The sequence below is a fragment of the Microbacterium invictum genome, assembly GCF_014197265.1.
Taxonomy (GTDB): domain Bacteria; phylum Actinomycetota; class Actinomycetes; order Actinomycetales; family Microbacteriaceae; genus Microbacterium; species Microbacterium invictum.
The window spans coordinates 2,547,453-2,563,183 of record NZ_JACIFH010000001.1; the positions used below are offsets into that span (position 1 = coordinate 2,547,453).

13 protein-coding genes are annotated in these 15,731 nt (G+C 69.7%); 9 read left to right on the forward strand and 4 right to left on the reverse strand.

What is annotated here, in order from left to right; translation table 11 throughout:
- Positions 1 to 32 precede the first annotated feature (32 nt).
- Positions 33 to 1,109, reverse strand: a complete 1,077-nt coding sequence (locus BKA10_RS11835) for an ATP-binding protein (protein WP_183500076.1) — start codon at positions 1,107 to 1,109, stop codon at positions 33 to 35.
- A 17-nt stretch (positions 1,110 to 1,126) separates the two neighbouring features.
- The gene (locus tag BKA10_RS11840) at positions 1,127 to 1,429 is read right to left on the reverse strand and encodes a chorismate mutase (RefSeq protein ID WP_183500077.1); all 303 of its coding nucleotides are present in this window, start codon (positions 1,427 to 1,429) and stop codon (positions 1,127 to 1,129) included.
- Positions 1,430 to 1,506: 77 nt separating this feature from the next.
- Between BKA10_RS11840 and BKA10_RS11845 the strand changes: the two genes are divergently transcribed.
- Positions 1,507 to 2,694, forward strand: coding sequence for an AI-2E family transporter (locus BKA10_RS11845; protein ID WP_183500078.1), 1,188 nt, complete (start codon positions 1,507 to 1,509; stop codon positions 2,692 to 2,694).
- A gap of 19 nt (positions 2,695 to 2,713) precedes the next feature.
- On the opposite strand, the gene BKA10_RS16730 is transcribed toward BKA10_RS11845, so the two are convergent.
- Both BKA10_RS16730 and BKA10_RS11860 read right to left on the reverse strand, forming a co-directional pair.
- Positions 2,714 to 4,144: a lactonase family protein gene (locus tag BKA10_RS16730; RefSeq protein WP_241740166.1), complete on the reverse strand. Its 1,431-nt coding sequence runs from the start codon at positions 4,142 to 4,144 to the stop codon at positions 2,714 to 2,716.
- Entirely contained in the window at positions 4,144 to 5,430 is a 1,287-nt protein-coding gene (locus BKA10_RS11860; RefSeq protein WP_183500079.1) for an adenylosuccinate synthase, read from the reverse strand. Before BKA10_RS11860 ends, BKA10_RS16730 begins: the two co-directional genes overlap by 1 nt.
- 150 nt (positions 5,431 to 5,580) lie before the next feature.
- Between BKA10_RS11860 and BKA10_RS11865 the strand changes: the two genes are divergently transcribed.
- From BKA10_RS11865 to BKA10_RS11900, 8 genes are all read left to right on the forward strand, one after another.
- The gene (locus BKA10_RS11865) at positions 5,581 to 6,291 is read left to right on the forward strand and encodes a DUF1684 domain-containing protein (protein WP_183500080.1); all 711 of its coding nucleotides are present in this window, start codon (positions 5,581 to 5,583) and stop codon (positions 6,289 to 6,291) included.
- 28 nt (positions 6,292 to 6,319) lie between these two features.
- Positions 6,320 to 7,816 carry an ABC transporter substrate-binding protein gene (locus BKA10_RS11870; RefSeq protein ID WP_183500081.1) on the forward strand — a complete coding sequence of 499 codons (1,497 nt, stop codon included), beginning with the start codon at positions 6,320 to 6,322 and terminating at the stop codon, positions 7,814 to 7,816.
- A gap of 64 nt (positions 7,817 to 7,880) precedes the next feature.
- The gene (locus BKA10_RS11875; protein ID WP_183501181.1) at positions 7,881 to 8,843 is read left to right on the forward strand and encodes an ABC transporter permease; all 963 of its coding nucleotides are present in this window, start codon (positions 7,881 to 7,883) and stop codon (positions 8,841 to 8,843) included.
- Entirely contained in the window at positions 8,840 to 9,712 is an 873-nt protein-coding gene (locus tag BKA10_RS11880; protein ID WP_248199275.1) for an ABC transporter permease subunit, read from the forward strand. The genes BKA10_RS11875 and BKA10_RS11880 overlap by 4 nt, the downstream gene beginning before the upstream one ends.
- On the forward strand, positions 9,709 to 10,518 hold the full coding sequence (locus BKA10_RS11885; protein ID WP_183500082.1) for an ABC transporter ATP-binding protein: 810 nt from the start codon (positions 9,709 to 9,711) through the stop codon (positions 10,516 to 10,518). Before BKA10_RS11880 ends, BKA10_RS11885 begins: the two co-directional genes overlap by 4 nt.
- The gene (locus BKA10_RS11890; RefSeq protein ID WP_183500083.1) at positions 10,515 to 11,270 is read left to right on the forward strand and encodes an ABC transporter ATP-binding protein; all 756 of its coding nucleotides are present in this window, start codon (positions 10,515 to 10,517) and stop codon (positions 11,268 to 11,270) included. Before BKA10_RS11885 ends, BKA10_RS11890 begins: the two co-directional genes overlap by 4 nt.
- A gap of 57 nt (positions 11,271 to 11,327) precedes the next feature.
- The gene (argG, locus tag BKA10_RS11895) at positions 11,328 to 12,770 is read left to right on the forward strand and encodes an argininosuccinate synthase (protein ID WP_183500084.1); all 1,443 of its coding nucleotides are present in this window, start codon (positions 11,328 to 11,330) and stop codon (positions 12,768 to 12,770) included.
- Between the two features lie 346 nt (positions 12,771 to 13,116).
- Entirely contained in the window at positions 13,117 to 15,726 is a 2,610-nt protein-coding gene (locus BKA10_RS11900) for a penicillin acylase family protein (protein WP_241740165.1), read from the forward strand.
- The last annotated feature ends 5 nt before the right edge of the window (positions 15,727 to 15,731 follow it).

Here is a 15,731-nt window from a genome sequence, read left to right on the forward strand (position 1 = left end):
CGTGGCCACGGCATCCGTCATCTCCAGAAGTCTCAGCGCAACGGCACCTTCACGTCGCTTCCGCCCTCGCGGGTGAGGCGCGCACCCATCTGCACGAGACTCGGCCGGTCGATGAAGCCTCCGGCGAACAGCGCCTGGCCCTGCGCGAACGACGGCGACCGGTCGACGAGGTCGTCGGGCGCGAAGCCGAAGACCTCGCCCAGCTCGGTCAGGTCACGCGACGAGCTCATCCGCATGAGGGCGAGGTTGTCGCACTGCGACAGGGCGTTGGGGTGCACCTTCGAGGGCCGCTGCGTCGACAGCAGCAGCCAGAGCCCGTACTTGCGACCCTCGGCGGCGATCTGCACGATCCGCTCGGTCAGCAGGGCCTCGACGGCCGTCGCCGGGTCGGGGTTGCACAGGTTGTGCGCCTCATCGATCACGATCAGGCGCGGGATGCGCTGCTCGCGATGCTCCCACAGGTGGTCGAGCACGGCGAGGGCGGCCGTGCGCGACTCCGCCTGCGTCGGGAAGCCGCCGAGGTCGAGGACGGTGGCATCCGGATTCTCGTCGATGTCCTCGGTGATGCTGCGCCCGCCCCACGACCACAGGTCCCAGTCGGCGACGCCGAGATTCTCGAGCCGGAGGGCAAGCCGATGGAGGGTGGGCTCTTCGGTCCCCCGCAGGAAGTCGACGAGGTGACCCTGACCTACGAGGTGGGCTCGTTCCTCGAAGCGGATCATCGCGTTGTACTCATCGGCGTCGTGCAGCGGGTCGACGTCGATGACGGCGGCGCGCGAGCGCACCGGCATGCTCAGGTAGCGTGCCTGGAGGGCGGCCGATCCTCGCGCGCCGAAGACGCGGATGTCGCGGCCGGCGAGCTCGCCGGCGGCACCGGGGTCGATGCCGGGCAGAGTGCTGCCGAGATGGACGAAGTCGGAGTTGGGGTCGAGCACGACCACCGACAGCGCCGTCTGCAGCAGGATCTGCTCGAGCAGCACTCCGAGCGCGTACGTCTTGCCCGAACCGCTCTGACCCACCCAGAAGGTATGCCGGTTCATCTTTCCGGCACGCAGGTATGCCGGGTCGTGCGAGTCGAGAAGCGTGCCGATCGTGAGGTTATCGCCCATACGAGCAGGCTAGAGCGTCAGCGCCCCTCAGCGGCAGCGGTGTGGTGACGAATCACCTCGGCGACGACGAACTTGAACCACTTCTCGGCGAACTCAGGGTCGAGGTCCGCCTCGGAGGCGAGGCGGTGCAAGCGCGCGACCTGCTGAACCTCGCGTGAGGGGTCGGATGCCGGCATCCCGTGCTCCGCCTTGAGAACGCCCACTTCCTTCGTGCAGCGGAACCGCTCGGCGAGCATGAAGATGAGAGCGGCGTCGATGTTGTCGATGCTCGCACGCAGGGTGTGCAGGCGTGCGGTCGCGGCCTCGGTGTCCTCGCTCATTTCTTCCTCCCCGCACGAGGCTACCCGCTCCGGGTGATATCCCCGTGGCGCGAGCACCATCGCCCTAGAGTGTGACCATGACTGACGGTGAACCCGGTTCCGCTCGCTCGTCGCGCCGCCCGCGCCGTGCCGGGAAGCCCAAACCGCTCGCGACGACGACATCCTTCGAAGCACCCGACACCACCGTGGCCGTCGACGAGGGAGCCGGTCGCACGTTCTGGGCCAACCTCAACCGCCCGTTCGTGCTCGGGTTCTTCCTGGTGCTGGGCGGCCTCGCGGCATTCGCGCTCGGCTTGGCGATCACCGATCTCATCACGATCTGGATCTACATCGCGTTCGCACTGTTCGCCGCCCTGGGCCTCAACCCCGTCGTGATGCGGATGGAGAAGCACGGCGTCTCGCGCACGTGGGGCATCGTGATCGTCTATCTCGTGTTCGCGCTGGTCATGGTGGCGGTGCTGTGGCTGGTGATCCCCACCGTCGTCGAGCAGATCTCCCAGTTCGTCCGCGACCTGCCGTCGACGATCGCGAACTTCCAGGACACCGAGTTCTACGCCTGGATCAACGAGCAGTTCGGCGAACAGGCACCGGCGCTGCTGGCCGAGATCCAGGCGTTCATCACGAACCCGGCGAACATCGCCGCGATCGGCGGGGGCGTCGTGCAGGTGGGCGTCGGCATCGCCACGACCATCTCGGGCCTGATCATCATCATCGTGCTGAGCCTGTACTTCCTGGCGACGCTCCCTGAGATGAAGCATGCCCTGTACCGCATGCTGCCGGCGCGCAACCGCCCGCTCGGTGAGGAGCTGACCGAGGAGATCACCAGCTCGGTGGGCGGCTACCTCAGCGGCATGGTCGTGCTGGCGTTCTGCAACTCCGTCTTCGTCTTCCTGATGTTCACGATCCTCAACCTGCCGTTCCCGCTGCTGATGGCCGTCATCGCGTTCTGCATCACGATCATCCCGCTCGTGGGAACCGTGCTGTTCTGGGTCATCGGCAGCCTGTTCGCGCTGTTCGCCAGCCCGTTGGGCGCGCTCATCTTCGCGATCGCGTACCTCGTCTACATGCAGGTCGAGGCATACGTGCTCACGCCGCGCGTGATGAACAAGGCGATCTCGGTGCCCGGTTCGCTCGTGGTCATCGGTGCCCTGGTCGGCGGCACCCTCATGGGCCTGCTCGGGGCGCTGGTGGCGATCCCGGTGACGGCGTCGATCCTGATCATCATCAAGAAGGTGTTCATCCCCAAGCAGGACGCCAAGATCTGACCGGGGGTGGCGGCCCGGGTCAGCGGCGGTCGGGCAGGATCCGGGTCGGGGACGGCGCGACGGTGCGGTGGCGGACGCGGCCGGGCACTCCGGTGCGCTCGTCGAGAGCGAGGGATGCCACCTCGTCCGACCGCTGGCCTGCGACCAGCAGGGTGTCGCGCTCCACGAAGTGGTGCCGCGGCCAGCTGACGCCCGCCTCGACCAGCGCGACGGGGGTCAGCTGGGCGCCCGAGCCGGTCACGGCCACGGTCGCGATCACATCGGTGCCGCGAATGCCGGCATAGACGTACCGGCCGTCGCGTGAGAGTGCGATCTCGGCGGCGGCGTCATCGGCCGCGAAGCCGGGCGACAGGGCGGTGCCGGCGACGATGCGCCAGGTGCCCCCGGCATCGGGAGCCAGCACGAACAGCTCGCATGAGGCCTCGGTCACGACGAACAGATGCCCGCTCGGATGCCAGAGGCTGTGCCGCGGCGCCGAACCGCGCGGCAGCACGACCCGGCCGCGCTCGCGCAGCGTGCCACCTGCCGTGGCCCACACCCGCACGAGGTCGAGGCCCACGTCAGTCGTCACGAGGGCACCGCCCGGCAGGAACCGGGCCTGGTGCGCCCGCGACACGCGCTCGAGGACAGCCGAGGCATCACCGGTCGCCGCACCGTCACCCGCGGCCCCGGCCCCGGAGCCCGGAGTGCCGGGATGCCGCGGTCCGTCGACAGGACGCAGTGATCCATCGCGGGAGTCACGGGTCAGCATCACGCCCGACGCGCCCGTCCCGTCCCACGAATACTCCGCATCCACGGCGTCGTACGACGGCACGAGGTGGGCGAACTCATCGCCGGCGGCTTCGCGCAGCGCCCGCGCCGCATCGGCGAGGTCGATTCCGGCACCGCCATCATGGTCGTCATCCCCGGCGCCGTCGGAGGGGCTGCCGTCTCCGGCGGAACGACCACCGGCACCGGAGCCGCCGGTGCGCCGGCCCGTCGAACCCCGACCCCCGGGCAGCTCGCCCGGCACCCGCGGCCGGCTCACGTCGTACGGGTCACCCACCCCCGCCGCGATCACGGGCGAGCCCGGCCGCCCCGCGGCATCCACACTCATCCGCACGACACGGCCGTCGCCCCAGCATGAGGCGACCAGCGAGCCGCCGTCCGGCGAGACGGCGACGTGGCAGACGCCCTCGCCGGCCGGGACCGCAGCGCCGAGCGACGCAAAGCGCGTCTCGCTCGCCCGGCGGTAGGCCTGCACCGTGCCGTCGCCCTCGAGCGCGGCGTAGAGCACATCGAGGGTGGGATGCCAGGCGATCCACGACGGCGACGACGCGCGCACCGCGTCACCGGTGTATGCGAGTGCGCCGCCGGCCAGAACGTCTTCGACAGCCCCGGCGTGCAGCATGCCGACTCCCGTAGCGCTGCCGCCCATGTCGGCGGAGTACCCGCCGAGCAGGAACCTCATCAGTCCACGAGATCGTGGCGCACGACCACCGCATCGCGGGACGCGCCCACGCCGATGACCGAGATGCGGGTTCCGCTCATCTGCTCGAGGGCGAGCACGTAGTCCTGCGCCTCGGGGGGCAGGTCGTCGAAGCTACGCGCACCCGAGATGTCCTGCTTCCACCCGGGGAAGTACTCGAGGATCGGCGTCGCGTGGTGGAAGTCGGTCTGGTTGACCGGCACCTCGTCGAAGCGCTGCCCTTCGACGTCGTACGCGACGCACACCGGGATCTGGTCGAGTCCGGTCAGGATGTCGAGCTTGGTCAGCACCAGATCGGTGATGCCGTTGATGCGGGTCGCGTAGCGCGTGATGGGCGCGTCGTACCAGCCCACCCGGCGCGGCCGGCCGGTGGTGGTGCCGAATTCGAAGCCCCGCGAGCGCAGCCACTCGCCCTGCTCGTCGTGCAGCTCGGTCGGGAAGGGGCCCGACCCGACGCGGGTCGTGTAGGCCTTGACGATCCCGACGATGCGGTCGAGCCGGTTCGGCCCGACACCCGATCCGGTGGCCGCCCCGCCGGCGGTCGCCGACGACGAGGTCACGAACGGGTAGGTGCCGTGGTCGACGTCGAGCATGGTCGCCTGCCCGCCTTCGAACACGACGACGTCGCCGGCGTCGAGGGCATCGTTGAGCAGCAGCCCGGTGTCGGACACCATCGGCCGCAGCCGCTCGGTGTACGACAGCAGGTCTTCGACGATCTCGTCGACGGTGATCGACCGGCGGTTGAACACCTTCACGAGCAGGTGGTTCTTCTGGTCGAGGGCGCCCTCGACCTTCTGACGCAGGATGTTCTCGTCGAACAAATCCTGCACGCGGATGCCGACGCGGTTGATCTTGTCGGCGTAGGCCGGGCCGATGCCGCGCCCGGTGGTGCCGATCTGGCGCTTGCCGAGGAATCGCTCGGTGACCTTGTCGAGGGTCCGGTGGTACTGGGTGATGATGTGTGCGTTCGCGCTGACGCGCAGCCGCGAGGTGTCCACGCCGCGGGCATGAAGGGCCTCGAGCTCGGCGAACAGCACCTCGAGGTCGACGACGACGCCGTTGCCGATCACGGCGTTGACACCGGGGGACAGGATGCCGCTGGGCAGCAGGTGCAGGGCGTACTTCTCGTCGCCGATGACGACGGTGTGACCCGCGTTGTTGCCGCCGTTGAACTTGACGACCCAGTCGGTGCGCTCACCGAGGAGGTCGGTGGCTTTGCCCTTGCCCTCGTCTCCCCACTGGACGCCGACGATCACAATGCCTGGCATGGGCTACTCCCCCGTTTATCGGACGGTTACACCCCATCCTATCCAGCACCCCGTCACGTCGCCCCGGGAATACCCCGGCGCCCTGACGCATTGCCCACTGTGACGATCGATTCCGTCGCTCCCCCCTCCCTCTCCGAGAATGGACGAACCATGTCCGCATCAGACGAGCACACCCGCTGGCAGCTGGGCCGCCGCGCGGCCGTCACTGCGCCGACCGGCAACCTCTCCCTCGTCGAGACCCGCTGGACGGGCGCACCGGCCGACCTTGCAGCCGTACAGGCGGACGTGCCCGGCACCGCGACCGTGACCACGATCCAGCGCCGCGACATCTCCGCGGGTACCGTCGAGCACGGCATCCGGGTGTGGGATGCCGCGGCTCCCGCCCTCGCATCATTCGACCGCATCGACACCTACGCCTACGACCCCGCCTGGGTCATCGAGGCGCAGTTCGTGCCGGTGGCGGGTGACCGCACGGTGCCCTTCGAGCACATCCGCGACAACGGCGGCACCCGCGACCTCGTGGTGCCCGGCGACATCGTCTTCACGCTCGACGGCCGCGACTACCGCCTGGCGGCGTTCGACGACGGCGGAAAGCTGCTGCTCGTCTTCGGCGACGAGACCAACGGCGCCGAGACGTACGGGTCGGGCCGCTTCCTCTTCGTGCAGCGCGCCGACGACGGCGAGTTCGGTGCGGCCGGCACCGTCGTGCTCGACTTCAACCGCGCCTTCGTGCCGCCGTGCGGCTTCTCGGCCCAGTACAACTGCCCCCTGCCTCCCGCTGCGAACCGGTTCCCGCTGCCGATCCGCGCCGGGGAGAAGAACGTCGTGTTCCGCGACGGCTTCGACATCTACGCGGCGTAGCCCGCAGCATCCTCCCGGAGATACCTGAATGAGAAAATCCCTCCTCGTCGTGTCCGCGACGCTCGCCGCAGCCCTTACCCTGGCCGGCTGCGCGCCGGGCTCGGGCAACTCGGCCGACGCCCCCGACGACGCCACGATCTACATCGGCTCGCTCTACGAGCCGCAGAACCTCAGCAACACGCGGGGCGGCGGCCAGGGCGTGACCGAGGCGTTCAACGGTAACGTCTACGAGGGCCTCTACAAGCTCACCGACGGCGGCGAGGTCGAGGCGCTCCTCGCCGAGAGCGAAGAGGTCAGCGAAGACGGCCTGACGTACACGATCACCCTGCGCGACGGCGTGACGTTCCACTCCGGCAAGGAGCTCACCTCCGCAGACGTCAAGGCGAGCGTCGAGGCCGTCACCGCCGAAGACTCGCAGTCGGCCCGCAAGTCGGCCTTCTCGGTCATCAGCGACATCGAGACGCCGGACGAGTCGACGGTCGTGTTCACGCTGTCGCAGCGCTCGATCTCGTTCCTGTACAACCTCAGCTACATCTGGGTCGTGAACGCCGACGCCGAAGATCTCACCCAGTCCGAGGACGGCACCGGCCCGTACACGCTCGACGAGTGGAAGCAGGGCAGCACCCTGACCCTGGTCCGCTGGGACGACTACTGGGGCGAGGGGGCCCGCAACGCCGAGGTCGTCTTCACCTACTTCACCGACGCGACGGCCGAGAACAACGCGCTGCTGACCGGCGAGGTCGACATCATCACGACCGTGCAGAGCCCCGATTCGCTCACCCAGTTCGACGGCAACGACGACTACGTCGTGAGCGAGGGCACCTCGACGACCAAGGAGCTGCTCGCCTTCAACGACCGGGTCGCCCCGTTCGACGACGCCCTCGTGCGCAAGGCGGTCTACTCGGCCGTCGACACCGAGAAGCTGCTCACCTCGATCTGGGGCGACTACGGCACGCTCATCGGCTCGATGGTGCCGCCGACCGATCCCTGGTACGAAGACCTCACCGGCGTGAACCCGTACGACCCCGACCTCTCGCGCGACCTGCTCGCGCAGGCAGGCCTCGCCGACGGGTTCACCTTCACCCTCGACACCCCGAGCTACGACCCGCACCCGGTCGTCGCCGAGTTCCTGCAGTCGCAGCTGGCAGAGGTCGGCATCACGGTCGAGATCAACACGATCAGCGCCGACGAGTGGTACACGAAGATCTTCCAGGAGCGCGACTTCGCCGCGACCCTGCAGGAGCACGTGAACGACCGCGACGTGGTCTGGTACGGCAACCCCGACTTCTACTGGGGCTACGACAACGCCGACGTGCAGCAGTGGGTCGCCGACGCCGAGCAGGCCGCGACGACCGACGAGCAGACCGCGCTGCTGAAGCAGGTGAACGCGCAGATCGCCGAGGATGCGGCTAGCGTGTGGCTGTACCTGTACCCGCAGATCGTCGTCGCCTCCAGCGACGTCAGCGGATACCCGGTCAACGGCCTGAACTCGCAGTTCTTCGCCTACGACATCGTCAAGTCCTGAACAAGACGAGTGGATGCCGGGGCCGCGAGCCCTGGCATCCACTCGTTCTTTCGTCGTGAATCGCATGCTCCCCTATCTCCTGCGCCGCACCGCCTTCCTGGTGGTCTCGCTCGTGGTCGCCATGGTCGCGATCTTCGTGCTGCTGCGCCTGCTTCCCGGCGACCCGGCCAATGCGCTGCTCTCGATCGATGCGACACCGGAGCAGATCGCCGCGGCTCGTGCGCAGGTCGGCTCCGACCAGCCGCTGCCCCAGCAGTTCGCGGCGTGGGCGGGGCAGCTGCTGCAGGGGGACCTCGGCGATTCGTACATCAGCTCCCGTCCCGTCGGCGCCGAGATCGGCCTGCGGTTCGGCGTGACGCTGCCTCTCACGCTGCTGTCGTTCGGTCTCGCGCTCGTGCTGTCGCTGGTGATCGGCATCACGGCAGCCGTCAAGGCCGACCGCTGGTACGGCGTCGTGCTGTCCGGCTTCTCGCAGCTGGGCGTCGCGGTGCCGGTGTTCTGGGTCGGCGTGATCCTGGTGTGGATCTTCGCGTTGCAGATGGGGCTGCTGCCCTCGGGCGGCTTTCCGCGCGACGACTGGGAGGATCCGGCCGACGCGCTGCGCTCGCTCGCCCTCCCGGTCATCACGATCGCGATCGTCATGAGCGCGTCGCTGTCGCGCTATGTGCGCTCGGCGACCCTCGACGTCTTGGGCAGCGACTACCTGCGCACCGCCCGGGCCGGCGGGTCCGGCTTCACCGAAGCGCTGCTGCGCCACGGCGTGCGCAACGGATCGGTGCCGGTCATCGCGATCCTCGGCATCGAGCTGTCGACCACGCTGCTGGGCGCTGTGGTCGTCGAGAGCGTCTTCACGCTGTCGGGGCTCGGGAGCATGCTGCTCACCGCCATCCAGCAGCACGATTACGCAAACATCCAGGGCGTGCTCATCGTCTCGACCCTCTTCGTCCTCTTCGTCGGCTTCGCCGCCGACATCGTCCAGCGCCTCGTCGACCCGCGGCTGCGCACGAGCGTCTCGGGCAACCGGTGAGCGATCTCGTCGAGCGGCAGGTGGCGACCGCTTCCGTCGCCACGACGTCGCGCCCGCGCCGCGGTCGCGCGACGCTCGTGATCGGCATCGTGCTGACCGGGGTCGTCGTGCTGACGGCGCTCGTCTCGCTCGGCTGGCTGCCCTACGCGCTCTCGGACATCTCGGGCGGCCGGCTCGAAGGCCCGAGTGGCACGCATCCGCTGGGCACCGACCGCCTCGGACGCGACCTGCTCTCGCAGCTCATGGTCGGCGCGCGCATCGCGCTCATGGTCGGCCTCGGCGCGGTCGCGCTGGCGGCCGTCCTCGGCACCCTGGTCGGGCTGATCGCCGCCTTCGCGCGGCCGTGGGTCGACGACACTCTTTCGGCGACGCTCGATGTCGTGATCGCCTTCCCGGTGCTCCTGCTGGCCATGCTCGTCGTGGCCGTGCAGGGCGCCTCGCTGGGGTCGGCGATCCTCGCGATCGGGCTGGCGATGTCGGCCGTGGTGGCACGACTCACCCGCATCCTCGCCCGCCGGGTGCTGCAGGAGCAGTTCGTCACGGCGGCGCGCACCAGCGGCACGAGCATGCTCGGCGTCGTGCTGCATCACGTGGTGCCGAACATCGCCCCCACCCTCGCGGTGAGCCTCGCGCTGCAGTTCGGCGTGGCCGTGCTCGCCGAGGCGAGCCTGTCGTACCTGGGCCTGGGCGCGCCGCCGCCGAACGCCTCCTGGGGGCGGATGCTGCAGGAGGCCCAGGGCACGGTGCTCACCGCGCCGGTGGGCGCCATCGCCCCGGGCATCGCGATCGTCGCACTCGTGCTCGGCGTGAACTTCCTTGCCGACGGTCTGCGCGAGTTCGCCGACCCGACCCGGAGGAGTGCGCGATGAGCCTGCTGTCGGTATCGGAGCTCACCGTGCGCACCGGCCAGTCCGTGCTCGTGCGCGATGTGTCGTTCTCGCTCGCTCCCGGCGAGCGTCTGGGTCTGATCGGCGAGTCCGGGTCGGGCAAGTCCCTCACCGCGCTGGCGGTCATGGGCCTGCTCGGCGACGGGCTCCGCGCCTCCGGGTCGATCGTGCTCGACGGCAGCGAGGTCGTGGGGGCGACCGACAGCGCGCTGCGCGGGCTGCGCGGACCGGTCGGGCAGCTCGTGTTCCAAGAGCCCCTCACCGCCCTCGACCCGCTGATGCGGGTGGGCCGCCAGATCGCCGAGCCGCTGCGGCGGCACCGCGGGCTGCGCGGCGGGGCGCTCCGCACCGCGGTGGCCGAAGCCCTCGGCGAAGTGGCCCTGCCCGACGCCCGCATCGTCCGGGCGTTCCCGCACGAGCTGTCGGGCGGTCAGCGCCAGCGCGTGGCGATCGCGATCGCCCTGGCCGCGCAGCCCCGGCTGCTGATCGCCGACGAGCCCACGACCGCGCTGGACGTCACGGTGCAGGACGGTGTCCTCGCCCTGCTCGAGCGCCTCGTCGCGGAGCGCGATATGGCCCTGCTGTTCATCAGCCACGATCTGGCCGTCGTCGCCCGGATGACCGAGCGCATCGTCGTCATGCGCTCGGGCTCGGTCGTCGAGACCGGCGCGGTCCTGGACATCCTGCGCGAGCCCCGGCATCCCTACACGCAGGCACTCGTCGCCAGTGCGCGCTCTCTCGATGGGGCGCTGGATGCCGGGGACCCGAACGAAGGAGCTCCGCGATGAGCATCCTCGAACTGCGCTCCGCCGGTTTCTCATACGGGGGCCGGTCGGTGCTCGACGACATCACACTGTCGGTCGGCGCGGACGAGGCGGTCGGCCTGGTCGGCGAGTCGGGCGCGGGCAAGTCCACGATCCTGCGGCTGCTGCTGGGGCTGGCCACGCCCCGCGACGGCGAGGTGCGCTTCGACGGCGCTCCGCTCGAGGTGCGCGACGGCGGCCTGATGCGCCGCTTCCGCGCGAGCGTGCAGCCCGTCTTCCAGGACCCGTACTCGTCGCTCGACCCGCGGCAGCGCGTCGACCGCATCGTGGGCGAGCCGCTGCGCTCCCTGCGGCTCACGACGGGTGACGACGCCCGGGCGCGTGTGCGCGACGCGGTCACCTCGGTCGGACTGGACCCCGACGTGCTGACGCGCTACCCGCACGAGTTCTCGGGCGGTCAGCGACAGCGCATCGCGATCGCCCGGGCGCTGGTCTCCCGGCCGCGCGTGCTGCTGGCCGACGAGCCGGTGAGCGCCCTCGACGTGACGACCCGGGTCCAGGTCATCGACCTGCTCTCGAGGCTCCGGCGCGAGCAGGGCCTCACGCTGATCATGGTCTCGCACGATCTCAGCGCGGTGGCGGCCGTCTGCGAGCGCACCGTCGTGCTGCGCGACGGACGCATCGTCGAGTCGGGCGGCACCGCGCAGATCCTGTCGGCCCCGGCGACCGGCTACGCCCGCTCGCTGGTCGCCGCGGTGCCCCGCCTTCCGCGGTGACCACAGCCGCACAGCAGCGGCCTGCCTCCGGCATCCACCCTCAGTAGACTGGAGCCCATGTCGAAGGTCCTTCAGTCCCTGCCCGTCGGCGAGCGCGTCGGCATCGCCTTCTCGGGAGGCCTTGACACCTCCGTCGCGGTCGCGTGGATGCGCGACAAGGGCGCCATTCCCTGCACCTACACCGGCGACCTCGGTCAGCCCGACGAGGACGACATCGCCGCCATCCCCGGCCGTGCGCTCGAGTACGGCGCCGAGGTCTCGCGCCTGGTCGACTGCAAGTCGATGATGGTCGAAGAGGGCCTGGTCGCCCTCGCGTGCGGCGCCTTCCACATTCGCTCCGGCGGCCGCACCTACTTCAACACCACGCCGATCGGCCGCGCCGTCACCGGCACCATGCTCGTGCGCGCCATGAAGGAAGACGGCGTCGACATCTGGGGCGACGGCTCGACCTACAAGGGCAACGACATCGAGCGGTTCTACCGCTACGGCCTGCTCGCCAACCCCGCGCTGCGCATCTACAAGCCGTGGCTCGACGCCGACTTCGTCACGGAGCTCGGCGGCCGGCAGGAGATGAGCGAGTGGCTCGTCGAGCATGGCTTCCCCTACCGCGACAGCGCCGAGAAGGCGTACTCGACCGACGCGAACATCTGGGGCGCGACGCACGAGGCCAAGACGCTCGAGCACCTCGACGTGTCGCTCGAGACCGTCGACCCGATCATGGGCGTGCGGTTCTGGGATCCGGCCGTGCAGATCGCGACCGAAGACGTCACGATCACCTTCGACGGCGGGCGCCCCGTCGCCCTCAACGGCGTCGAGTTCAGCGACCCGGTCGACCTCGTCTTCGAAGCCAACCTCATCGGCGGGCGCCACGGCCTGGGCATGAGCGACCAGATCGAGAACCGCATCATCGAGGCGAAGTCGCGCGGCATCTACGAGGCACCGGGAATGGCGCTGCTGTTCATCGCCTACGAGCGTCTGGTCAACGGCATCCTGAACGAAGACACGCTGGCCACCTACCACGAGCAGGGACGGCGCCTGGGTCGCCTCATGTACGAGGGCCGCTGGCTCGAGCCGCAGTCGTTCATGCTGCGCGAGTCGATCCAGCGCTGGGTGGGGTCGTCGATCACCGGCTCGGTCACGCTGCGCCTGCGCCGCGGCGAGGACTACACGATCCTCGACACGACCGGCCCGCACCTGTCGTACGCGCCGGAGAAGCTGTCGATGGAGCGGGTGGGGGATGCCGCGTTCGGGCCGACCGATCGCATCGGCCAGCTCACGATGCGCAACCTCGACATCGCCGACTCGCGCGCCCGCCTCGAGCAGTACGCGGGCCTGGGCCTCATCGGCGGGGCGACGGCGGAACTGGTCGGCGAGCTGTCGTCGGGCGGATCGGCCGAGATCACCGGACACGTGCAGCCGTACGACGCCGCCCGCGAAGAGCTCGCCGACGCCGTCGACGGGGCCAGCGAGTCGGCGTCCTTCGACTTCGGCGCGGACTGACCCTTCGCGCCGCCCGCGCACAAAGTTGGCGCGCGCGCCGGAAACCCGGCATCCATACCCCTCCCCAGCGCCAACTGAGCCACCCGCCCACGCGCGCCCACGCCCGCCCATGCGCAAAGTTGGCGCGCACGCCGGAAACCCGGCATCCATACCCCTCCCCAGCGCCAACTGAGCCACCACACAAGAGGCAAAGTAAGCATGCGCCGAGTGGACGCCGGGGACCCGCACGCAGCCACTGTGACCGGCAACAGGTAGCATTCGAGGATGGTCTCGCTCACCTGGGGACGTGAGACCGAAGCCCGACCCGACGGGCACCGAGTTCCATCGCTCCCCGGAGACTGCCTCGATGACGATGACTGACGTGCCCGAGACCACCGACGAGCCGACGACCGCGAAGCCGAAGCGCTCGCTGGGCCGCAAGATCGGGATCGCCGTGTTCTCGGTGATCGCGGGCGTCACGGTGCTCGCGCTGATCGCCGCGGGCGTCGTGGTCTGGACGATCCAGCGCTCGTTCCCCCAGCTCGAGGGCACTGTGGCCGCCCCGGGCCTGGATGCCGATGTGACCGTCTACCGGGATGAGCTCGGCATCCCGACGGTCGTGGCCGACAGCACCGACGACCTGTTCTATGCGCAGGGCTACGTGCACGCGCAGGATCGGTTCTGGGAGATGGACTTCCGCCGCCATCTCACCGGCGGCCGCCTCGCCGAGCTGTTCGGCCAGTCGCAGGTCGCCACCGACAGCTTCCTGCGCACCCTCGGCTGGCACGAGATCGCCGCCGAAGAGGTCGCGGCGCTCGACGAGACGACGCTCGGGTATTACGAGGCCTACGCCGAGGGCGTCAACGCCTACCTCGCCGATCACGACGGCGCAGCCGCGTCGTTGGAGTACGCGGTGCTGGGCCTGCAGAACCCGGACTACGAGATCGAGCCGTGGACTCCGGTCGACTCCGTCGCGTGGCTGAAGGCGATGGCTTGGGACCTCCGGGCCAACATCGAGTCCGAGACCGATCGGGCGATCCTCGCGCAGGACTACACCGCCGAGCAGATCGCCGACCTGTACCCGGCATACCCCTATGACACCAACCCCGTCATCGTGCCGGTGATCACCGAAGCTCCGGCCGAGGATCCGGCCTCCAGCGCCGACGACACCGACGCCGCGACCGCGTCGGTCGAATGGGCCGAGGTGGGCAGTGTCATCGAGGCTGTCTCGACGATGATGGGTTCGCCCGGCGAGGGCATCGGCTCGAACTCGTGGGTCGTGTCGGGCGCGCTGACCGAGAGCGGTCACCCGCTGCTGGCCAACGATCCGCACCTGGGTGCGGCGCTTCCCAGCGTGTGGCACCAGATGGGACTGCGCTGCGCCACGGTCTCGGCCGACTGCGCGTTCGACGTCGCCGGCTTCGGCTTCTCGGGCGTGCCCGGCATCATCATCGGCCACAACGCCCAGATCGCGTGGGGCTTCACGAATCTGGGCACCGATGTCGCCGACCTGTACCTCGAGAAGGTCGACGGCGACAGCTACTGGTACGACGGCGAGCTGGTTCCGCTTCAGACCCGCACCGAGACGATCCGCGTCGCCGGCGGCGCGGACGTCGAGCTCGAGATCCGCAGCACCGGGCACGGACCGATCGTGTCCGGACTCACCGATGACCTGACCGCGATCGCCGAGAGCCCGTACACCGGGTCGACGGATGCCGCGGTGCCGGCCTCCGGTGCACCCGAAGGCGACTGGGCGGTGAGCATGCGCTGGACGGCGCTCGAGCCCGGCACGACGGCCGCATCGATCTTCGCGCTCAACCTGGCCCAGGACTTCGACGGCTTCCGCGCGGCCGCGCGGCAGTTCAACGTGCCCGCGCAGAACCTCGTCTACGCCGACGTCGAGGGAAACATCGGCTACCAGACCCCCGGCAACCTGCCGATCCGCGGCGCGGGCGACGGATCGATGCCGCAGCCGGGCTGGGACTCGGCGTACGACTGGCGCGGCTACATCCCCTTCGAAGAGCTGCCCACCGTCTACAACCCGGAGTCGGGCTACATCGTGACGGCGAACAACGCGGTGGTCGGCGAGGACTACCCCTACTTCCTCACGAACGACTGGGACTACGGCTGGCGCGCCGCGCGCATCACCGATCTCATCGAGCGGACGGCGGCGACGAAGAAGCTCACCGCCGACGACATGTCGGCCATCCAGGCCGACCAGGAGTTCTGGACGGGCCGGCAGCTGTCGGCCCTGGCCGCGGGCATCGAGGTCGACGGCGAGGGTACCCGCGAGGCGCTCACCCTGCTCGAGCGCTGGGACGCACAGAACCGGCCCGATTCGGCGGCCGCCGCCTATGCGAACGTGCTGTGGGACGAGCTGGTGCAGAACATGTTCTCGCGTCGCGACGCCGACGCCCGGCCGACCAGCCAGAGCCGCATGTTCGAGGTCGTCGACCAGCTGCTGGACGAACCCGACTCGACCTGGTGGACCAACGCCGAGATCGGAGTGGACGGCCAGGAAGAGATGCTGGCGCGCTCGGCCGAAGACGCGTACGAGCGGCTGGTGTCGCTGCAGGGCGACAACGCGACGCTCTGGAACTGGGGCAGCCTGCACGCGCTTCCCCTCACGCACGGAACGTTCGGCTCGAGCGGCATCGCGCCGATCGAAGCACTGTTCAACCGCGGGCCGTACCCCGTCGGAGGAGGGGCATCGGTCGTCGACGCCACCGGATGGGTCCTCGCCAGTGGCAGCTTCGAGACGGTGACGGTTCCCTCGCTGCGGATGACGGTCGACCTGGCCGACCTCGACGCCTCGCGCTGGAACAACCTGACCGGCGCGAGCGGGCACGCCTTCCACCCGAACTACACCGATCAGACCGAGGCCTGGCAGCAGAACCGCCAGACACCGTGGCTGTTCACGGTCGACCGTCTCGCGGAGGATGCCACGCACACGCTCGTGCTCACCCCGGCATCCTGAACCGG